Raw genomic sequence first — 19,901 nt, 5'->3', positions numbered from 1 at the left:
CGTTTTTTCTTAGGTATGAGTGCTGGAAGCAACCTCAAAACTACTTTCAGCTGCGTCAGCAATCTCATCAGCTACTTTACGGAAAGCAAGCTTGGCCGGAGAATCTTCATCAAGAAGAACCACAGGCTTACCGAGATCACCGGCAACAACAGTAGTGGGGTCAAGAGGAACCGCACCGAGGAAAGGCAGGCCGTATTTCTCAGCAAGTTCTTCACCGCCGCCCTTCTTAAAGAGGTCGATGTTCTCGTGGCAATGAGGACAGATAAGTCCGCTCATGTTTTCAACAACACCCATGATATTGGCCTTGGCGTACTGCAGAAAGTTAATAGCCTTTCTTACGTCGGCAAGGGAAACTTCCTGAGGAGTGGTTACAACCACAGCAAGGGATTCGGGAATAGTCTTAAGAACGGTCATGGGCTCGTCACCGGTACCCGGAGGGGAATCGACTACGAGGAAGTCAAGCTCGCCCCACTGAACGTCGGAAATAAACTGCCTGATAGCGGAAGTTTTCATGGGACCGCGCCAAAGAACGGCCTGATCCGGGTCCTTGAGCAGGGATTCCATGGAAACAACGTGCAGGTTGTCGTTTACCTTTTTGGGAACAACGAGGTTTCCGCGCTCAACATCAAGCTGACCGGTAATTCCAAGCAGGTGGGGAACACTGGGACCATGGATGTCAACATCAAGGATACCGACCTTAAAACCCTTGTCAGCAAGAGCTGCGGCAATGTTGACCGCCACAGAACTTTTACCAACACCGCCTTTGCCGCTCATTACAAAAATTTTGTATTTGATCTTCTGCAGAGTTGAAGAAATCAACTCATTCTGCAGAGCCTGGGCAGCACTCGCTTTCTTGTCCCCGCCCTTCTGAGGAGCAGAAGAACAGGAACTACATGATGAACTCATATCAATGCCTTTGTTGTATATTAAAAACTTGGGGACCCTCTCCCCAGTCAACTTCAGCTGTCTTTGGCTGAAGATACCCATTCCAAGATAATCACTGCTGCGAATCCGGCAACCATCAACAGCACGGCACTCGCAAATTCTCCGTCATAAGCGGGAGGCAAAACATTTGCCTCGCTAAGGACATGAGTCTTACCCCGTATCACCACAGAATCAATGACCTCTTTCCATGGCCAAATTTTACGCATGGCCCCGGCCATAAAGCCGGTCAGCAGGCTCACGGTCAATGCATGGTGTTTTTCCAGCAGAAAATGCAGGACACGGGAAAAAAGAGAAATACCGAAAGCACAGCCACAAACAAAAGCCATCAGGATAGCCCCGTTTTCAAGGGTTGTGGGATTACGGATGGCTCCGGTAATAAATTCATATTTACCCAGCAACAAGAGAATAAACGCGCCACTGATACCGGGCAGAATCATGGCGCAGATAGAAATCGATGCACAGATGAAAACAAACCAGAGAGTATCTGGTGTTGTTACAGGGATAAGTCCCACCAAAAAATAACTGAAGATAGCACCGATGACACCGGAAAGCACATTCTTGACCGAAAACTCCCCGACCCTTCTACCTACAACCAGAATGGATGCGGCAATAAGTCCGAAGAAAAGGGACCAGACCTGTACCGGATGTGTACCAAGCAAGGTATGGATGACACGGGCCATGGAAACCATGGCCACCACAATCCCAAAGAGGAGTGGAAGCAGAAATTTAAGGTGTGCCTCTGCAACAGCCCCGGTCAGGTCAAACTTAAGGAGGCTTTTGATAAACTTTCCGTTGAAAGAACGGATCGAATCAATGAGGTTGTCATATATTCCGGTAATGAAGGCCATGGTGCCGCCGGAAACACCGGGGATAATATCGGCCACCCCCATACAAACCCCTTTGAGGATAAGTACAAGGTAATCACGGATTGATTCCGGCCCCGGGCCATTCTTCCAAGCTTGGATAAAATTCATTGTGACCTACCAGCCCTGTTTACCCACCAGATCGACAAAGGCACATCCGCCCATGTCGGTGGTTTCGATTTTACCGTCTGTTTTAGTGACCAGCATAAGCCGCTGTACCCGCCTCTGTCCGCCAACGGGAATAACCAGTATTCCGGGGTCAGCTAATTGGTCTATGAGATATTGAGGGATTTCCGGCCCTCCGGCGGTAACAATTATACGGTCATAAGGGGCATTATCCGGCCAGCCCATTGTTCCATCATCCAACTTAAGCTGGATGTTGAAATATCGCATATCGAATAGAAGTTTGCGAGCAGAAATGAACAGTTTGCGAATTCTTTCCACAGAAAACACTTCCGCCCCCATTTCAGCAAGTACGGCAGCCTGATAACCGGAACCGGTTCCGATCTCCAGAACCTTATGTCCCGGCTCGATCTTAAGTAGCTCGGACATAACTGCGACAATATAGGGCTGAGAAATGGTCTGCCCTTCGCCGATAGGCAGGGCACTGTCAGAATAGGCACGTGAAGCAAGGGCGTCCTGTACAAACATGTGTCTCGGAACTCTACGCATGGCATCAAGAACATTCTTATCCGCAACGCCGCGGGCTGCAATCTGTTCTTCCACCATCTTTAATCTGGAACGCTTTGGGTCTATACGCACTTATCCCCCGTCAGCCGAAAACCGATTATGGCAAGGCCTGAAAATTTATTTTTAACTATGAATTCCCGAACAAATAAGACAACCGGATTAATTCATTGTTTGCAGTTGAAAATCAGATTTTAGCGGCCAAGTCAACCAGAATGGCATTAATTGGCATTTAAAGCTGTTTTTTCCACATACATCTTGACACAAAAGCTACATAAAGAGAGATTATAGTAAGGACAAAAGGAGGACCACATGCTGAAAGTCAATGATCTCATGACTACGGAACTTTTCACCCTAAGCGAATCTGACAACTTAAAAATGGCCAGATCACTTATGGACCTGCAACGCATCAGACATATCCCCATTGTAAATGACAATAGAGAATTCATTGGACTTGTAACCCACCGTGACATCCTACGGGCCACAATCTCCCAACTGGCCGACATTGACCCCGCCACTCAAGGCGAGATTGACTCGGGAATTCCGGTCGGGGAAATAATGCGTACGGACATTAAAACCATTTCAGAAGACACTTCCCTAAAAGACGCAGCCACACTTCTTCTGGATCATAAATACGGCTGTTTTCCAGTGGTCAATGAAAAGAACGGATTAATCGGAATCCTGACTGAAGCAGATTTCCTCAAACTGACCATCAGTCTGATGGAAGCACTGGAGCAAAGCGACGACTAAAACACCCTCCTCCTGAAACTTCAGCGCACTCCTTTCTGTGCTGACTTTTCTCGCAGCAACCAAAAAAGGGATTGAGTGCCACACTCAATCCCTTTTATTTAGAATAACTCTCTATCCAGCAGCAGATGTGAAAAATACCCAGTCACAAAAGCAACATAATACGGCAGTAAAGTCGGAAACGGTTGACCATATACATAGTATGGCAGAATCAGCATCGGCATAGGCACCATCAGCATGGCCCACCATGTATGAGTCCAACCTCGATGAGCGCTTATTCCGGGAAGCATTGCCAGAATACCCAGATATGCCGCCCACTGAAAATGATCGAAATAGATCAGGGTCAGGGACAACAGCAGCATACCTGAATAGTAAATTCTCTTTCCCTTTGAATCCGTATCTATATCCGGAAAAAGCGCGCCCAGAACACAAAGCACAAACAAGGCCACAACCTGCTGCGGGTCAATCACATACAGCCCAAGATTCAACAATCCCAAAAGAACCAACAACCCGGCCACAATAGAGCCGCTCACATGAACCTTATATCCCGGCATTTCATAACCACTTATTTTTAAAAGACATAAACTTAAAGTAAAACCTAAACTTTCTGTTCCTGCGTATATAAAATTACGCAGTTATTGTCTATCCGCAAAAAAAAGAGTGCCCTTCCCTAAGGAAAGGCACTCTGTATATTGCATATGCGCAAAAGCTTACATAGCGTCGCTGGCGTCAAGTTCCTCGATCTGCTTATCGATTTCTTTCTGCAGCTTTTCAGGCAGACCCATGATGTCTACGTTCAGGAAGCCGCGTACGATGGTTGAGGTTGCTTCGTCCTCGTCCATTCCGCGAGCCATGAGATATTCAATCTCTTCCTGAGCAATCTTACCGACTGCAGCCTCATGAGAAAGCTCAACGCCTTCCACGGTAGCTTCCAGTTCGGGAACAGCATGAATGCGTCCACCACCGAGGATAAGGCCCTGACACTCAATGTGTCCGCGTGCGGGAACATTATTACCCTGAATATGACCACGGGAAATAATGGTACCGCCAGTGGTAATGGTACGCGAAATAGTCTCGGCTTTGGTATCAGGTGCATTCTGGATGATCCGGGTTCCGGTATCAATGTAGGAACCTTCAGGAGCGACCAGTACAGAGTTGAAGCGGGCAACCGCGCCTTCACCGTTCAGGAAAATGGTCGGGTAGGAATTGAGGTCCTTAACCTTTTTCATGAGCACGTAGTTGTTGATGAGGGTTCCGCCCTCTTCTACAACACCCATGGTGCTGGGACGTACAACGGTATTTTCACCCCAGTTGTGAACCATGGTAAAAGTCAGCTTACCGCCCTTCTTGACGTAAATTTCAGAAAGTCCGAAATGGCCGCCGGAAAACTTTTCGTGCGCAGCGGCACAACCGGTGATGATGTGCAATTCGGAATTTTCTTCTACAACAACGATGTTGTGGATGTTCTGACCGGAATTTTCAGCTTTAAGGAACAGGCAGGACTGGACGGGTTTTTCGATCTTTGCACCCTTTTTGGTGCGCACAAAGTAACCGCCGTGCAGGTTGGCTGCAGCATTGCGGGTGAACTCGTCCTTCTCTTTATCGATGAGCTTGAAATAGTAATCAGGCAGGCCGTCGTATTTTTCAAGGGCCTTCTTGATGTCCATTACTTCAACATCTTTATCGTTGGTACCGCAGTGTACGTTGGAGTGGTCCACCTGCATAAAGGTAGCACTGACATCCTTGGAGTCCACGTCCACACCGGCCATGATCAACTGCTCTTTCTCATCAGCTTCAATTGAAGTCAGATCTTCAATTACAGCGTGTTCCAGACCTTCAAATTTAAAATCGTTCAGATCAACTTTCTTCATGATATTTCTCCGTGGATTTACACTGCTAGTTCAAGCATTTCACGCATTCTTTATATCCGTACTTACGGATGTGCTCCAGAATGTCGCGGGGCCTGGCTTCACAGCAGAGATGTCCATTGAAAAGAACCTGTCCACGGTCAGCATTGATGTAATCCAGAATGTGCCCGGTATGGGTAATGATCAGGCCGCAAGTATTTGTGCCCTTTTTCATCTTCTGCTCTTTCATGCTCAAGTCAATGTTGGGCTTGATTTCGCCATCGAGCAGGGTGCGGGCCATTTTACCGATCAAGTGCATATTTTCGAGGTCAACGCCGGATTCTGGCTCATCGAAAAGAAGCAGGCTGGGATTCTGGGCCATGAGCTGAAGCAGCTCTGAACGCTTGATTTCACCACCGGAAAAACCGGAGTTGATGTCACGGTCAAGAAAATTGCTCATATTCACGCGCTGGGCCAACATTTCAACGTCCACATCAGAACCGTTGCCACACATCTTTACCAGATGGCGGGTCTTCAGGCCGTGAATGGTCGGGGGACGCTGGAATGACATGCCGATACCGAGACGGGCACGCTCATAAATGGGGGCGTAGGTGATGTCTTCACCTTTGAAAGTAATCTTGCCCTTGGTAACGTTGTAGTTACTGAAACCCATCAGGGTCATAAGCAGAGATGTCTTACCGGAACCGTTGGGTCCGAAAAGAATGAAGGTCTCACCTTCTTTTATATGCAGGTTGAGGCCTTTGATGACCTCCTTGTCGCCGATACTGACGTGCAAGTCTTCTATTTTAAGCATTGAAATTCCTCACTTTATAAGCGAAAAGCCAAAAATGGAGTTATTTAGTCGAATTAAGTACGCCTTGAAGAGCTAATAAAATTCACTTTTCAAGTCCAGAATAAATAATGATTAATTTCACAATATCCTTACCCGGAATCCTCGCGCACGATATGAAAAATGGTAATGACTCCGGAAAAGTCAAGGCTCAAAACAAAAAAACTCAAATTTCCTGAACACAAAGATTTACTTCGCACCGGATAATGACTAATTTGATAACTCATTTTTTTCAGGAGATTTTTATGGTTAAAAAGAAAATGAATTCCCTTTCCGACCTGAAAGGTTTGAAATTCAAAAAAGATAAGAAAGAAGAACATGTACCCAAGGCGGTCAGAAAAGCGCTTGAAGCTGTGAAAAAAAAGCCCGCCCCCATTGAGCCGGAAGAAAAGGAAATTGAAGTGGACGATGATCAGGCCTTCATGGACGCCATGGCTGGGGTCGAGCGCATGGATCGCTCCACCGTTGCCCCCAAAAAGAAAAAACCTACACCGGCCCCCAAAATGACAGAAGAAGATGAGGGCAAGGAATATTTAAGCAGCCTTGTTTCCGGTAAAATTGAATTTGAACTGGAATATTCTGATGAATTCATGTTCGGCTATGTGCGCGGAACAGATTCCAAAGTTTTCCAGAAGCTGAAACAGGGAGCTTTCAGCTACGAATCCCACATCGACCTGCACGGTATGAATTCCGAACAGGCTTTCGACAACCTGCTCTTTTTTATCCGTGAATCATTCCTGCAGGGCAAGCGCTGTGTATTGGCTGTTACGGGACGAGGCAAGAACTCCCCCGGCGGTCACTCCGTTCTTAAACGCGAAATTCAGGAGTGGCTGACCCGAGATCCCTTCCGCCGTGTAGTACTCGCTTTCTGTACTGCCCAGCCTAAGGATGGTGGTGCCGGAGCACTCTACATCCTGCTGCGCAAACAAAAAAAAGTTCAAGGCAAGGTCAAATGGGACAAAGGCATTAATTGGGGAAAAGACATTTAAATGGAAATATTTGATAATCCGGATCGCATAAAATTGGCTTTTGGAATCCCTTTTTTCAATATGGATTTCAATGAGCTGATGCTGACCGTGGGAGAACGGGCTGGCGCAAAAGAGAAAACCATGATCTTTGCGCCCTCATTCCCTTGGCTGCTGGATTATGCAAAATCTCCCAATATCTGCCCGAGCTGTGCAGACTTCATCCTTCCGACGGATTCGGAAATCATCAACTTGGCCCAAAAAGCGGAAATCAAGTTGAAAATGCCCTTGGAATATTTTGAATTCCCGGAACAGATCGCCCGCATCTGCGCCCATTACGGATTCAGCCTGCTTCATGTTTCAGAAAGTGCCCTAAAAACTGACATCCTGGTCCGCGATGGATTCGTCCCACTGTCTTGGGACCTCTTCACTCATTTCAAAACTACGGGTGATCTGGACGAAATCGATATTCAGTCGATTGTGGGCAGCGCCAATAATCTGCACCCGGACATTGTGCTCATCTCCGCCCCACCGGAATCCATCAGCAGTTGTATTCCTAAAATCTATGAGCAGTTGCCTGACTGCGTATTGATCTGCATCCCACAGGATGTGGACAAGAACAAGATTACGGATAAGCTGGACAATATATTTATTCCGCTACTGCTTCTACGCGAAGAAATGAATTTTCATGAAGAGATTAAACGTACAGCCTCAATGGCCCTGCCCTCTTCTGTAAGCCATGACGAAACCAGCATCCCGCCCAAAATTGAAATATCAGGCACTCTCGATGCCGGAATAGTCCCTGACTTGATGAGAACCGGAAGCCGCATGTTGGAAAGGAATTTCATCCCTGCGCTGGATTTATCCAATACTAACGCAGCCTCGATAAAAGGAATGGAAGCACTCTGCTTTCTAAGCCGCAAATTTCGTGAAGCAGGGAAAGATATCGCTATAAGCGAAATCTCCAACAACCTGCAAAACACCCTGCACCGTTCAGGTGCCATGAAGTACTTTGAAAATTATCCGGGAATCCAAAACGAATTGTAGTTATTTCATAAGCTCATTTTCCGAATTTTAATTCGAAGCCAACCTAAACGCGCTACTTGCGAAGCATATTGAAAATTCCCTTCCCCAGACGCCAGAGGCTTCTTACAACATATTCACCGGATCAAGATCCATAGTAATACGGATTTGCTTCTTATCGGGATTGCGGCGTAATATCTGCGCATAGAGTTCGCGAGTCTTCAACCAATCATCTGATTTGAGCAGACAATTAAAACGCTTACGCCCGCGCAACTGGGCCAGCGGAGCGGGAACAGGCCCCATAGCCATGATCCCGGCCTCTTTTGCAGCCTCGCGGATAATACTGAAAAATTGCGGACAAAGATGCTCTCCCTCCCAGCCCATGGGATGACTGATGCGGATCAGGGTCAGCTTGGTAAACGGCGGATATCGGAACCTGCGCCGCTTCTCAATCTCCTTTTCAAAAAAAGTCTTATAATCGGCGGAAGTAACCGCAGACCAGATGGGATTCTGCGGGTTACGGGTCTGGATAATGACCTCACCGGGCTTCTCGCCCCTGCCCGCACGACCGGAGACCTGCACCAGAAGCTGGAAGGTACGTTCTGCTGAGCGATAATCAGGCAAATTAAGCCCGAGATCGCCCTCGGAAACAACCACCAGGGTCACGCCGGGAAAGTTGTGCCCTTTGGAAAGCATCTGGGTTCCAACCAGAATCTGCGCATCGCCACGGGCAAAACTCTTCAGGATTTCATCCAGCCGTTCCTGCCTGCGAGTGGAATCACGGTCCATGCGTAAAATTTTCGTTTCCGGCGGCAAGGCCTTGGCAACCTGCTCCTCAAGACGCTCAGTTCCACCACCAAGAGGTAGAAGATTGCTGCCCCCGCAGATGGAACACGGCAAGGGAAAATGATAGGCATTGCCGCAATAATGACAAATCACCCGCTCACGGCCCTTATGATAAGTCATGCTCACATTGCAATGCGGACACTTAAACGGTTCTTCACAATCTGTGCAATAAATAAGCGGAGAAAAACCACGGCGATTAAGCATGACCACAGCCTGCTCACCTTTCGCCACCACCTCTTTCAAACGGACTTCGGTTTCCGGGGCAAAAGGCTTTTCCGGGTCTTTGATCATGCTGGTATCGACCACCTTGACCGCCGGAAGCACGGATTTACCAACCCGTTTTTCCATGGAAATAACTTCAAATGCGCCCTGCTGTGCAGCGTGGTAAGTCTTGATATCTGGTGTTGCCGAACCGAGCACCAGCAGACTTCCTGTCATATGGGCCAGCACATAGGCCACTTCCTTGGCCTGATAGGGCAACCGCTCTTCCTGCTTGTAGGATTCGTCATGCTCCTCATCCAGAATGATCAGTCCGGGATTGCGCACCGGAAGAAATAGAGCTGAGCGAGTCCCCACGATCAGGGCCGGACTATCATCCTCTGCAAGGGCACGAAAAATCGCCTCTTTGCGCACCGGGGTCTGATAACCGTGATAGAGATATTTGCGGGTATCAGGGAACAACGGACAAATGCCGTTCCAAAGGGCGTAAGCAAGGGCTATTTCCGGAACCAGAACAATTACAGACTTCCCCTGCTCCATGCACTTGCGGGCCGCAGTCATGTAAACGAGAGTCTTACCGCTCCCGGTAATCCCGTGCAGAAGCTTAACCGTGCTTTTCGGTTCGTCGAGAGCAGAGAGCAATTCATCAATGGCTCCCTGTTGCTGTTCGGAAGGCACAAAGTCCCATTTCGGTCCGGTTGCTGAACATTTCTCAGCCGGATTACGCTCTTCCTCAGGGGGAGGCCCGATCTTGACCAGCGAATCGGAGTGAAGTTTCTTGATCACCCCGGTGGTCCAGTCACCCATGATATTTTTCAAGAAACCTTTTTCACGCGGGCCGTTTTCGAAAATAAACTCCAGAATCTGCAACTGGCGGGCGGCGTTGGGACGCACAGGCCATGGAGGATCGGAAGTCAGGCTGACGTACTCTTCCTTTTCAATGGAAGCAGGCAGGCTGACATTCATCCGCCCCTCGTCGTAAATCCTGACCAGTTCCATACGCTTTTCAGCGGGCATACGTCCTATATCGAGAGCTTTCAGCCTTGCAGGGAAAAACCGATCTGCGACCTTGAAAGAAACTTTTGCACTGCGGAACCGCTTAGGCACGACATTTTCCAGCACCTTACCCAAGGGCTGCATCTGACGTGCGCCGATATTGCGATATAACTTGAAATGATTTGAATTTAAAAGCGGATCACGCTCAAGGGGCCAGATAATGGACTTAAGTTCCACCCCTTCCGGTGGAGTCTCCACTGTTTCAATGAGGAAAGCCACGCGCACAGAACGGCCCAAAGGCACGAGAACCCGCTGTCCTTCTACAAGTTTAGGAAGGTCGGCGGGTGCTTCGTAAGTATAAATTGAATATGGTGGGCTGGCGAGGCAGGCCTGCCAGAGAGTAGTCATTTTTATTCCGATTTATTAAGTCTGAGACATTTCTTCAAAAATTCATACACCTGTCCGGAAGGAACTCCACATCCCTTGGATGTCTTAATAGCAACCGGAGAAAAAACAGCCGGAGCCATTTTCTTACGGATACTTTTCCACTGGATATTAAAATCAAGGACTTCTTCGCCCATTTTCAGGGTCCCGGTATGGGGCAGCATGAACCCGGCAAACTTGGAATAAGTACCGAAAGTTATTTCCTGCTGTGGACCGAGCACTATCTTGAGCGGTGCAAAATTTTCATTATTAAACCAGATCTGGGGGGAAACATCATCACCCTGCTCTGCGCCGAAAACAAAGGCCGGGGTATCTTCATGGAAGCCGTAGCTTTTAGTTGCATTGGTCATACCAATAGACATCCAATCCGAAACAGGATCATCTGGGGCCCATAACTGGAGCATGGACACAGGCATTTCCGCAGTGGCAGGACATTGGGCAATGGTCTTGAAATACTGCCCGACAGATTTGGCCTCAACGGTGGCATTACTGCCCGCCTCGGTAAAAATCTGCTGCCAGTGATCATGACCACGCTTGATGACAAGCTTAGCTCCCGGTTCTGAGGGGAAAGTCAATTCCGCTTCAAATGAAGTCAATGCACCGTATTTCTTGTACATTGTTTCATTGATTCCCTCGTCAGACGGAAAAAAAGCCCTTGCCGGGCTGCTGAAAAACAGACTCACGGCAAGGACTGAAAGTATCACATAAGTATTTAAATTCTTTACGAACAAGACAAAAGCTCCCGCAATCTGGATACAACATCATCACGCAACCCTTCGTCCTGAAGGGCAAAATAAATATTTGCGGTAAGATAATCTACCCAGTCTCCGGCGTCAAACCTTTGTCCGCGAAGTTTCACGGCCAGCAGTTTGTTATCCTGAGCAAGGCCCTGCAGAGCATCTGTGAGCTGAATTTCTCCGCCCACACCCGGCTCAAGGCTTTCCAGATGATCAAAAATCTCAGGCAGCAGGACATAACGTCCAACAATTGCCAGCCTTGAAGGAGCCTGACCTATGGCGGGTTTTTCAACCAGAGAACGAACCCGGTACATACCTGGTGCGAACTCTTCACCCTGAATGATGCCGTAGCGGTCAACCTTGTTCTCGGGAACTTCAATAACCCCGACAACAGCCATGTTCTCAGTGCGGGCTGCATCAATAAGCTGCTTGATGCCCGGCTCCAGACCGAACATGAGGTCATCACCGACCATTACGGCAAAGGGGTCATTCTTGCAGACTTCCTTGGCACAAAGAACGGCATGGCCAAGTCCGAGCTGCTTTTTCTGGCGCACGGAAATGATGTTAACCATTTCCGCAACCTTACGAACTTCCTCAAGAGCTTCGGTCTTGCCGCCGCGCTCAAGCACATCTTCAAGGGAGAGGTTGTAGTCAAAGTGGTCTTCAATGATCTTCTTGTTCTGGTTGTTAATGAAAACAACATCGGTCAGTCCGCTGGACATGGCCTCTTCCACCACATGCTGCACAACCGGCTTTTTGAAAATAGGCAGCATTTCCTTGGGAATATTCTTGGTGGCAGGCAATGATCTTGTACCCCATCCAGCAACCGGAACAATAACTTTCTTGATGACCATTGATCACAATCTCCTTATGATATTCAGCACTTAGTCAGCGACTGAAAGAATTATCAGCGTAAATGTTCTTCCAAAACTCCTGCAAGTTCGGAAGTATAAAGTTCAACTTTGGAACTGTCTTCCGCTTCAACCATTACTCTGGCTACGGATTCAGTCCCGGAATAACGCAACAGGACACGTCCCTTACCGGCCAGTTCCTGCTCAACCTGCTTGAGAGCATCCTGCACAGCAGGAACCTCTTCAAAAGGCCTTTTCCGCTTAACGTGAACATTCTGTAATTTTTGCGGATAAAGTTCAAGCAGTCCGGAAAGTTCGGATAGCGGCCTGTTCTTCACACACAGTATACGCAATAACTGCAAGGCTGCAAGCAGCCCATCACCTGTGGTGCTGAATTCTTTGAAAATAAGGTGGCCGGACTGCTCTCCGCCGAGGATTGCTCCTTCACGACGCATGGCCTCAACCACGTAACGGTCACCGACCGGGGTACGCAGCAAAGTTCCGCCCCTTTCCTTCATGAAAATTTCCAAAGCCATGTTACTCATTACAGTAGACACCAGCATATTATGGCTCAGCTTTCCACGTTCCATAAGATCAGCCGCGCACATGGCCATAATCACGTCCCCGTCAAGGACCTGCCCTTTTTCATCAACGACAATCAGGCGGTCGGCATCACCGTCGAGTGCCAACCCGAGGTCAGCATGCTCTTCCACAACCCTTTGACCGAGGAGCCCGGGGTAAAGGGAACCGCATTTATCGTTAATATTGAGACCGTCAGGCTTGTCACCGATATGTACTACTTCCGCACCCAACTCTTCAAACATATGTCCGAGGCTGTAGGCTGCACCATTTGCACTGTCCAGAACGAGTTTAACACCGTTCAGAGTCATATCCTGCGGAAAACTGTATTTGAGATAAACAATGTAACGTCCGCGAGCGTCTTCAATCTTATACGCACGCCCCACTTTTTCAGACTGCGGATAATCCCACTGGGTATCCTGAGACAAAACCATAGCGGCGATTTCATCTTCAACTGCATCGGGCAGCTTGTAACCACAGGAATCGAAAAATTTGATGCCGTTATCCATGAACGGATTGTGGGAAGCAGAAATCACAATCCCCAAATCCGCACGCATGTTGCGGGTAAGGAAGGAAACTGCCGGCGTAGGCATGGGGCCGACCTGAAAGACATCCATACCCATGGCGCAAAGACCGGAAGTCAGCGCTGATTCAAACACATAACCCGAAAGGCGGGTATCTTTACCGATAATAACTTTATGGCGCTGTTTTCCGTTTCTGAAATAAGAACCGGCAGCGAGGCCCATCCTCAGAGCCACTTCAGCGGTCATAGGAAAAATATTCACCTGACCGCGTACGCCGTCAGTTCCAAACAAACGTTTACTCATCCATCTCTCCAAAAAAATGCAGGCCGCTTAAATTAACTACGGCAGCTGCCTCGATATAGTTACAGTTATTGCTTCAGGTTTTCTCTTTGTTACTGAACAGCCTCTAGGCAGAGCAACATCATAAGGAACAACGTTATCACCCGCAGGAATCGTTGCATTCAAATCAATTGAAGCAGTAATCTCATCTCTGAATCCTTTCTTCCTGAAGAAGGGTTTCGGCCCCTCCACAAGCAGCCTGACGTAATTCTGGCTGGCCGCAAAGTCAACATCATCAGGCCCTAAAATATAAAGTGGCACCTTGACCCACATCTTTCCTGAACGCACAGCAAAATCAAGCCCAACGCTGACCAGACCGGGATTTGACTCCACAGCCTCCGGTAATTGCAGGGGAACTTCTCCGCGCCAGTTACCCGGAGAATCCGTATCAAGCATGATCCGCTGGGTTTTAACCTGCTTAATCTTTTTTAAAACAGAAGCAGGACCACGCAAGGTCACTTCATCAGGCGAACTGTATTTTTTCTTTAAAGTATAATCGCGATGCAGGTCACCATCCCATGAGGGAATCACCCGGACCCGCTTCTTCACGAACATATCCATGACCAGATTTATATGCGAGGGACTTATCTCCACAACTTCGAGAGCACTGCCCAAGCCTAAATTTTCCGGCACAATGGTCACCGGATTGTTCCCTACTACCAGATGCCCGGTATCAAGGGAGTATGCAACTTTTTTGGTATCAAGATTGCGGATCAGGCCTTTGGGGCCGCGCAAACGCACCGAGACCTTGCTAATCATACCATCACGGATGATCATACCCTGCGGCGGGTTGATAATCTCCAGCGGGAACTCCACCCATGTCTCAACCAGATCTCGCCCGGTAACCAGATACCAGGTCAACATGGCCATCATGAAGGCGGTTGCTGCTATTTTCCAATGTTGTACTTTCATACCATCAAGTCAAAACGTTTTTCAAAACCCTTTTAAGGCGGACAATATCGAGGCTGGTGGTCAATTTACCACCGATTGCCGCAGACATTGTTCCTCGTTCTTCGGAAACAACAAGAGCAATGGCATCAGTTTCCTCACTGATGCCTAAAGCCGCCCTATGACGGGTTCCGATGGCACTCTGGCGGGTTGAAACCTGAGCCAGAGGCAAAATACAGGAAGCGGCAACAATTTTATTTGATTTTATGACCACAGCCCCATCGTGTAACGGGGTATCCGGCCAAAAAATATTTATTAGCAACTGCTTGCTGACCCGGCCATTAACCTCAACGCCCTTCTCAAGGATATCTCCCAAGGGGACATTTTTCTGAATAACCAGCAATGCCCCGATTTTCTGGCGGGCCATGGAATCCATGGCTGCACAGATTTCATCGATTACTGCAATCTCAAAATCCTGTTTACGCCAAAAACGGCCTGCTCCCATCTGGGCCAGACCTTTACGGATATCCCGCTGAAAAAGGACAATAATTACAAGGAAGATGGAACTTAAGAAATTGGTCAGCAGCCAATTGAGAGTGTAAAGGCCAAAAACATCGGAGAGGTAGTAAACTAAAAGAACCAGCAACAACCCCCAGATAACAGCAGCCGCACGTGTTCCGCGCACCAGCAGGATGATGTAGAAATAGACAATCGCCACCAGACCGATATCCAGCAGCTCTTTCCAGGAAATTTGAAAGCCCAGAAATTCAAACATCAAATATCTCCGCCGATCTCCTTCACTATTCTCAAGGTCTGGCTGGTCAAGCCAACCTCATGTACCCGGTGGATAGGAACTCCCCGGGCCGCCAGAACTGCTGTAGCTGCCTGAGTGGCATTTTGTCGCTCATCAGCTTCCAGTCCCAGCAACTTACCCCACAGGGATTTATTGGAAAGGCCCATATAGATGGGAAATCCCAAATCCATAAAGCGGTCAATCCTGCGTAAAATATGAAGATTGTGCTCTAGGGTCTTCCCAAAACCTATACCGGGATCAAGTACTATACGATTTTCCGGTAAGCCTGACTTTACGAGTTTTTCAAGACTTTTTTCAAAAAAACTCAAAATATCTTCTATGACATTATCATAACTCGGCGACAATTGCATCTCTTCAGGTGTTCCCTGACTATGCATCAGCACGTAACCGGGCTTGAGATCGGCCACAACATCCAGAAGAGCCGGGTCCTGAGCAAAAGCTGAAACATCGTTCACAATTGCCGCCCCGGCCTCAACAGCCTGTCTGGCAACTTCGCTCTTCACCGTATCAACCGACACTACATGGTCACGGCTGAGCTCACTGATAACCGGAATTACACGTAAAAGCTCATCATCGAGAGAAACGGGGTCGGCAAAAGGCCTTGTACTCTCACCGCCGACATCAAGAATATCAGCACCCTGAGAGGCTAGCAGGCGACCATGCTCTACAGCCTGCTGAGGATCATAATTCTTTCCCCCATCATAAAATGAATCCGGGGTAACATTGACAATACCGGCAATAAAAAAAGGGGCAGGGCCTAACACCCTGCCCCCCTTAACGGTCCATGAATAACTTCGGGACATAAATCCTGATTCCTTATTCGGAACTCTTTTTATCTTCAGAAGGCTTGGCCTCTTCAGCCTTAGCTTCTTCGACTTTCTCTTCTTTTACTTCAGGCTCTTCAGTATCTTCTGAGAGCTTGAATTCCTCTTTCTCTTCAGGCTGCTCATCAAAGGAGAAATCTCCTTCAGCTGCGTCCTCATCCTTTTGGGATTCGGAAACAGGAGTGTACCCTGATTTACCGGCAGAACCGTAAGCCCGTGCCGGAGAAGAAGGCTTCGCCTGAGCAACAGTCTCAACTGGAGCAAGTTCACCGCCGTCCATGAGAGTATCAATATCATCACCGCTAATAGTTTCACGATCCAGAAGGGCATCGGAAACGCTGTGCAGGAGATCTTCATTTTCACTGAGCAGCTTATTGGCTGTTTCATAAGCAGTGTCGATGATTCTTCTTACCTCGGAATCAATGAGGCGGGAAGTATCTTCACTGAAATCCTTATGCTGAACCAGTTCCTTGCCGAGGAAAACCTGATCCTGACTTTCACCGAAAGTCATGGGACCGAGCTTCTCACTCATACCCCACTGGCAAACCATGGAACGGGCCATCTTGGTAGCGCGTTCAATGTCATTGCTGGCGCCGGTAGTGACCTGATCAAGGATCAGTTCTTCAGCCACACGTCCGCCGAGCAGCATGACCAGAGTATCTTCGAGGTATGCTTTATTGTAGTTATGGCGATCATCCACAGGCAGCTGCTGGGTTACACCCAGAGCGCGGCCACGGGGAATGATAGTAACCTTGTGTACGGGGTCACAGTTTTCAAGCAGCTTGGCAATAAGAGCATGACCTGCTTCATGGTAAGCAGTAGTCTTTTTCTCTTCATCAGTAAGAATCAGGCTGCGGCGTTCGCGACCCATGAGGACTTTGTCTTTGGCTTCTTCAAAATCAACCATCTTGACGTAGTCCTGATTATTTTTCGCAGCGTACAGAGCAGCCTCGTTAACGAGGTTTTCAAGGTCTGCGCCGGAGAAACCGGGAGTACCGCGGGCAATAACATCAAGATCAATTTCACCGGCAAGAGGAGTCTTGCGGGTATGAACCTTAAGGATGTGCGCACGTCCCTGAACGTCAGGAGTAGGCACAACAACCTGCCTGTCGAAACGACCGGGACGCAGCAGCGCAGGGTCGAGAACATCAGGTCTGTTAGTTGCGGCGATGAGGATAACACCTTCGTTAGACTCAAAACCGTCCATTTCAACCAGCAACTGGTTCAAGGTCTGTTCACGCTCATCGTGTCCGCCGCCGAGGCCAGCGCCACGCTGACGGCCAACAGCATCAATTTCATCAATAAAAATCAGACAAGGTGCATTTTTCTTACCCTGTGAAAAAAGGTCACGCACACGGGAAGCACCAACACCGACAAACATTTCAACAAAGTCGGAACCGGAAATGGAGAAGAAGGGAACACCTGCTTCACCGGCAACAGCGCGGGCAAGCAGGGTTTTACCGGTACCGGGGGGGCCCACCAGCAGCACACCCTTGGGGATGCGTCCGCCGAGGCGGGTAAACTTCTTGGGTTCGCTGAGGAACTGAACGACCTCGGAAAGTTCTTCCTTGGCTTCATCAACCCCTGCAACATCTTCAAAGGTAACCCGGGCAGTCTCTTCATTTATCATGCGCGCACGGGAACGTCCAAAGGACATGGCTCCGCCACGGCCTCCACCGCCACCTTGCATTTGTCGCATGAAGAAAATCCAAACCCCGACCAGAAGCAACATGGGGAACCATGATATAAACAAAGTCATATACCATGGGGCCTCTTCTTCAGGCTCGGCCACAACCTCGATTTTGTTTTTCAGCAGATGCTGGACAAGGGCCGGATCATCAGGGTTGAAAGTGACAAAACGCTTGTCACCGACCATTACCCCGCTGATTTTCTGCCCCTGAATCTTAACTTGAAGGACTTCTCCTTCATCGACCCTGCTTAAAAAGTCGGTGTAGGAAAGTTTGAGCTGGGAAGTCTGTGGCTGATTAAACAGATTGAACAACACAATCATCACCAGCATGATGGTTACCCAGACCAAGAGATTCTTGGCAAAACTATTCAAAGTCAATCTCCTTGGATATGCGTCCGGCCTGCCTAAACCTGTCAATATGCGGCAAGCATCGGACTGTATTTACATTTTTTCTTCAGTTTCAATCAGCTATTAATAAGACTAATTTGGCAAAAGGCAAGTCATATTCAAAAATATTATTGTACTTGCGCTTTGCCATCAAAATTGTTAGCAAACTCTTCTTCGACGCGGAAGTGTATCGTAACCGGTGTTGCGCCTGGACTTCAAATCCAGTGGACGGGTTAACCCTCGTCGGTAGGTTCGACTCCTATACACTTCCGCCACTTCTTTTTTACCAGCCTAATTTTTTCTCAATATCTTTCAAATAATAATCGCTCTGGCACTTTCTTGGCAACAAGAAAAAGGCCGGAACCCGATAGCATTGCTAGCAGATTTCGACCTTCAAATAATTCTATGTCGAATAAAGCTTAGCTATCCAGCCATGCCTTCAGTTCAGTAATCTGCGTATCAACGGATTCCGGTCCGGTACTGCCGGGGGAAACCCTGCGTTTTACAGCTGCTTCGTAGGAAAGGACCTCAAAGACATCTTCTTCAATTTTATCAGAGAAAGTCTTCAGTTCTTCAAGGCTCATATCTTCAAGGCCCCTGCTCTCCTCTTCAGCCTTGGCAACAGCAGAACCGGTAATGTGGTGGGCTTCGCGGAAAGGAATGCCCTTACCAACGAGGTAGTCAGCCAGTTCAGTAGCGTTTAGAAAGCCTTTCTTAAGCGCGGATTCCATATTTTCGGGGTTGAAACCCATGGCATCCATCATATCAGCCATGATGACCACGGAAGCATGCACGGTCTTATCACAATCAAAGAAAGGCTCTTTGTCTTCCTGCATGTCACGGTTGTATGCCAGCGGAAGTCCTTTGCAGGTAGTCATCAGTGAAAAAAGATCACCATAGACACGCCCGGTTTTACCGCGCATGAGTTCGCAGACGTCCGGATTCTTCTTCTGGGGCATGATGGATGATCCGGTGGAGAATTCATCAGGCAACTTAATGAAGCCAAAGCAGGGATTGGCCCAGATGATCAGCTCTTCGCAAATGCGACTCAGGTGGGTCATAATCAAGCTTCCGGCGAACATTGCTTCCATGACAAAATCACGGTCGGAAACAGCATCAAGGCTGTTGCGAAAGGTCTCTTCCATGCCGAGATATTTTGCGGAAGTTGCAGGTTTGAGCGGATAGGTGGTTCCGGCCAGAGCCGCAGCACCCAACGGGCAGACATTAGCTCTGTTGATACAATCCACTACCCTGCTGTGGTCGCGCTTGAACATCCATGCATAAGCCAGCATGTGGTGCGCAAGGCTGACGGGCTGTGCGGGCTGCAGGTGGGTGTAACCGGGCAGCAGCACTTCTCTGTTATCATCTGCCTTGGCAGTAAAAGATGCAATCAACTTTTCAAGGGCAGTCTTCCATGCTTCAAGAGAACGGAGCACGTGCAGGCGGAAGTCAGTGGCAACCTGATCGTTACGGCTGCGTCCAGTATGCAGTTTACCGCCCACAGGCCCGACGATATCAGTCAGCCTGCTTTCGATATTCATATGGAGATCTTCCATCTCCTTTTTCCATTCAAATTTGCCGGATTCAATCTCTTCCAGCACCTGATCAAGGCCCTTGACCAAAGTTTCGGCTTCTTCAGCGGTCAGCACGCCCTGCTCTGCGAGCATCTTAGCATGAGCCTGAGAGCCGGAAATATCTTCGCGGTACAGATTCTGGTCGTAGCTTACGGATTCAGTGTAATCTTCTACGGACTGAGCTGTCTTGGCAGCAAATCTGCCGCCCCATAATTTATTATCTGCCATGTTTTGATATGTTGCGCTTCGCGCTCTTGATATG

General features: G+C 48.5%; 18 protein-coding genes and 1 tRNA gene. 4 read left to right on the top strand and 15 right to left on the bottom strand.

Features of this window, described 5'->3' with window-relative positions; all coding sequences use genetic code 11:
* Nucleotides 1-9 precede the first annotated feature (9 nt).
* The 3 genes from ACO05Z_RS08520 to ACO05Z_RS08510 are packed head-to-tail and all read right to left on the bottom strand — an operon-like array spanning nt 10 to nt 2,570.
* Complete coding sequence (locus tag ACO05Z_RS08520; RefSeq protein WP_421901744.1) at nt 10-906, bottom strand: P-loop NTPase; 897 nt, start codon at nt 904-906, stop codon at nt 10-12.
* Nucleotides 907-959: 53 nt separating this feature from the next.
* Nucleotides 960-1,919, bottom strand: a complete 960-nt coding sequence (locus tag ACO05Z_RS08515; protein WP_421901743.1) for a DUF368 domain-containing protein — start codon at nt 1,917-1,919, stop codon at nt 960-962.
* Between the two features lie 6 nt (nt 1,920-1,925).
* Nucleotides 1,926-2,570: a protein-L-isoaspartate(D-aspartate) O-methyltransferase gene (locus ACO05Z_RS08510; RefSeq protein WP_421901742.1), complete on the bottom strand. Its 645-nt coding sequence runs from the start codon at nt 2,568-2,570 to the stop codon at nt 1,926-1,928.
* Nucleotides 2,571-2,807: 237 nt separating this feature from the next.
* On the opposite strand from ACO05Z_RS08510, the gene ACO05Z_RS08505 reads away from it, so the two are divergent.
* Nucleotides 2,808-3,245 carry a CBS domain-containing protein gene (locus ACO05Z_RS08505; RefSeq protein ID WP_421901741.1) on the top strand — a complete coding sequence of 146 codons (438 nt, stop codon included), beginning with the start codon at nt 2,808-2,810 and terminating at the stop codon, nt 3,243-3,245.
* Nucleotides 3,246-3,343: 98 nt separating this feature from the next.
* Here ACO05Z_RS08505 and ACO05Z_RS08500 read toward each other — a convergent pair whose 3' ends face one another.
* From ACO05Z_RS08500 to ACO05Z_RS08490, 3 genes are all read right to left on the bottom strand, one after another.
* Nucleotides 3,344-3,796: a metal-dependent hydrolase gene (locus tag ACO05Z_RS08500; protein ID WP_421901740.1), complete on the bottom strand. Its 453-nt coding sequence runs from the start codon at nt 3,794-3,796 to the stop codon at nt 3,344-3,346.
* Between the two features lie 156 nt (nt 3,797-3,952).
* Nucleotides 3,953-5,113 carry a SufB/SufD family protein gene (locus tag ACO05Z_RS08495; protein ID WP_421901739.1) on the bottom strand — a complete coding sequence of 387 codons (1,161 nt, stop codon included), beginning with the start codon at nt 5,111-5,113 and terminating at the stop codon, nt 3,953-3,955.
* A 25-nt stretch (nt 5,114-5,138) separates the two neighbouring features.
* Entirely contained in the window at nt 5,139-5,903 is a 765-nt protein-coding gene (locus ACO05Z_RS08490) for an ABC transporter ATP-binding protein (RefSeq protein WP_421901738.1), read from the bottom strand.
* 281 nt (nt 5,904-6,184) lie between these two features.
* Here ACO05Z_RS08490 and ACO05Z_RS08485 point away from each other — a divergent pair, with 281 nt between their 5' ends.
* Nucleotides 6,185-6,928, top strand: coding sequence for a Smr/MutS family protein (locus ACO05Z_RS08485; protein WP_421901737.1), 744 nt, complete (start codon nt 6,185-6,187; stop codon nt 6,926-6,928).
* Nucleotides 6,929-7,951, top strand: coding sequence for an anti-sigma factor antagonist (locus ACO05Z_RS08480; protein ID WP_421901736.1), 1,023 nt, complete (start codon nt 6,929-6,931; stop codon nt 7,949-7,951).
* 102 nt (nt 7,952-8,053) lie between these two features.
* Here ACO05Z_RS08480 and priA read toward each other — a convergent pair whose 3' ends face one another.
* The 8 genes from priA to ftsH are packed head-to-tail and all read right to left on the bottom strand — an operon-like array spanning nt 8,054 to nt 18,050.
* The gene (gene priA / locus ACO05Z_RS08475; protein WP_421901735.1) at nt 8,054-10,396 is read right to left on the bottom strand and encodes a replication restart helicase PriA; all 2,343 of its coding nucleotides are present in this window, start codon (nt 10,394-10,396) and stop codon (nt 8,054-8,056) included.
* Nucleotides 10,397-10,398: 2 nt separating this feature from the next.
* Complete coding sequence (locus ACO05Z_RS08470; RefSeq protein WP_421901734.1) at nt 10,399-11,163, bottom strand: hypothetical protein; 765 nt, start codon at nt 11,161-11,163, stop codon at nt 10,399-10,401.
* On the bottom strand, nt 11,154-12,023 hold the full coding sequence (gene galU, locus ACO05Z_RS08465) for a UTP--glucose-1-phosphate uridylyltransferase GalU (RefSeq protein WP_421901733.1): 870 nt from the start codon (nt 12,021-12,023) through the stop codon (nt 11,154-11,156). The genes ACO05Z_RS08470 and galU overlap by 10 nt, the downstream gene beginning before the upstream one ends.
* A 53-nt stretch (nt 12,024-12,076) precedes the next feature.
* Complete coding sequence (glmM, locus tag ACO05Z_RS08460) at nt 12,077-13,426, bottom strand: phosphoglucosamine mutase (protein WP_421901732.1); 1,350 nt, start codon at nt 13,424-13,426, stop codon at nt 12,077-12,079.
* A gap of 36 nt (nt 13,427-13,462) precedes the next feature.
* Complete coding sequence (locus tag ACO05Z_RS08455) at nt 13,463-14,374, bottom strand: YbbR-like domain-containing protein (protein ID WP_421901731.1); 912 nt, start codon at nt 14,372-14,374, stop codon at nt 13,463-13,465.
* A 4-nt stretch (nt 14,375-14,378) separates the two neighbouring features.
* Nucleotides 14,379-15,125 carry a diadenylate cyclase CdaA gene (cdaA, locus tag ACO05Z_RS08450; protein ID WP_421901730.1) on the bottom strand — a complete coding sequence of 249 codons (747 nt, stop codon included), beginning with the start codon at nt 15,123-15,125 and terminating at the stop codon, nt 14,379-14,381.
* Nucleotides 15,125-15,967 carry a dihydropteroate synthase gene (gene folP, locus ACO05Z_RS08445; RefSeq protein ID WP_421901729.1) on the bottom strand — a complete coding sequence of 281 codons (843 nt, stop codon included), beginning with the start codon at nt 15,965-15,967 and terminating at the stop codon, nt 15,125-15,127. Before folP ends, cdaA begins: the two co-directional genes overlap by 1 nt.
* A 13-nt stretch (nt 15,968-15,980) precedes the next feature.
* Nucleotides 15,981-18,050 (bottom strand): ATP-dependent zinc metalloprotease FtsH, encoded by a 2,070-nt coding sequence (gene ftsH / locus ACO05Z_RS08440; protein WP_421901728.1) that lies wholly within the window; start codon nt 18,048-18,050, stop codon nt 15,981-15,983.
* A gap of 196 nt (nt 18,051-18,246) precedes the next feature.
* On the opposite strand from ftsH, the gene ACO05Z_RS08435 reads away from it, so the two are divergent.
* Nucleotides 18,247-18,340 (top strand) — tRNA-Sec (locus tag ACO05Z_RS08435).
* A gap of 144 nt (nt 18,341-18,484) precedes the next feature.
* Here ACO05Z_RS08435 and argH read toward each other — a convergent pair.
* Complete coding sequence (gene argH / locus ACO05Z_RS08430) at nt 18,485-19,867, bottom strand: argininosuccinate lyase (RefSeq protein ID WP_421901727.1); 1,383 nt, start codon at nt 19,865-19,867, stop codon at nt 18,485-18,487.
* Nucleotides 19,868-19,901 lie beyond the last annotated feature (34 nt).

It is taken from the genome of Maridesulfovibrio sp. (assembly GCF_965230075.1).
In the GTDB taxonomy this organism is placed as follows: Bacteria; Desulfobacterota; Desulfovibrionia; order Desulfovibrionales; family Desulfovibrionaceae; genus Maridesulfovibrio.
The sequence above is the reverse complement of the archived record's forward strand: the minus strand, read 5'-3'. Positions and strand labels throughout refer to the sequence as shown.

What these genes read in the sequence shown, in the direction of transcription:
- priA (WP_421901735.1), bottom strand. Translation starts at nt 10,396, where the DNA reads ATGACTACTCTCTGGCAGGCCTGCCTCGCCAGCCCACCATATTCAATT.
- cdaA (WP_421901730.1), bottom strand. Translation starts at nt 15,125, where the DNA reads ATGTTTGAATTTCTGGGCTTTCAAATTTCCTGGAAAGAGCTGCTGGAT.
- ACO05Z_RS08505 (WP_421901741.1), top strand. Translation starts at nt 2,808, where the DNA reads ATGCTGAAAGTCAATGATCTCATGACTACGGAACTTTTCACCCTAAGC.
- ACO05Z_RS08495 (WP_421901739.1), bottom strand. Translation starts at nt 5,113, where the DNA reads ATGAAGAAAGTTGATCTGAACGATTTTAAATTTGAAGGTCTGGAACAC.
- ACO05Z_RS08520 (WP_421901744.1), bottom strand. Translation starts at nt 906, where the DNA reads ATGAGTTCATCATGTAGTTCCTGTTCTTCTGCTCCTCAGAAGGGCGGG.
- ACO05Z_RS08490 (WP_421901738.1), bottom strand. Translation starts at nt 5,903, where the DNA reads ATGCTTAAAATAGAAGACTTGCACGTCAGTATCGGCGACAAGGAGGTC.
- argH (WP_421901727.1), bottom strand. Translation starts at nt 19,867, where the DNA reads ATGGCAGATAATAAATTATGGGGCGGCAGATTTGCTGCCAAGACAGCT.
- ACO05Z_RS08515 (WP_421901743.1), bottom strand. Translation starts at nt 1,919, where the DNA reads ATGAATTTTATCCAAGCTTGGAAGAATGGCCCGGGGCCGGAATCAATC.
- galU (WP_421901733.1), bottom strand. Translation starts at nt 12,023, where the DNA reads ATGGTCATCAAGAAAGTTATTGTTCCGGTTGCTGGATGGGGTACAAGA.
- folP (WP_421901729.1), bottom strand. Translation starts at nt 15,967, where the DNA reads ATGTCCCGAAGTTATTCATGGACCGTTAAGGGGGGCAGGGTGTTAGGC.
- glmM (WP_421901732.1), bottom strand. Translation starts at nt 13,426, where the DNA reads ATGAGTAAACGTTTGTTTGGAACTGACGGCGTACGCGGTCAGGTGAAT.
- ACO05Z_RS08480 (WP_421901736.1), top strand. Translation starts at nt 6,929, where the DNA reads ATGGAAATATTTGATAATCCGGATCGCATAAAATTGGCTTTTGGAATC.
- ACO05Z_RS08485 (WP_421901737.1), top strand. Translation starts at nt 6,185, where the DNA reads ATGGTTAAAAAGAAAATGAATTCCCTTTCCGACCTGAAAGGTTTGAAA.
- ACO05Z_RS08455 (WP_421901731.1), bottom strand. Translation starts at nt 14,374, where the DNA reads ATGAAAGTACAACATTGGAAAATAGCAGCAACCGCCTTCATGATGGCC.
- ACO05Z_RS08500 (WP_421901740.1), bottom strand. Translation starts at nt 3,796, where the DNA reads ATGCCGGGATATAAGGTTCATGTGAGCGGCTCTATTGTGGCCGGGTTG.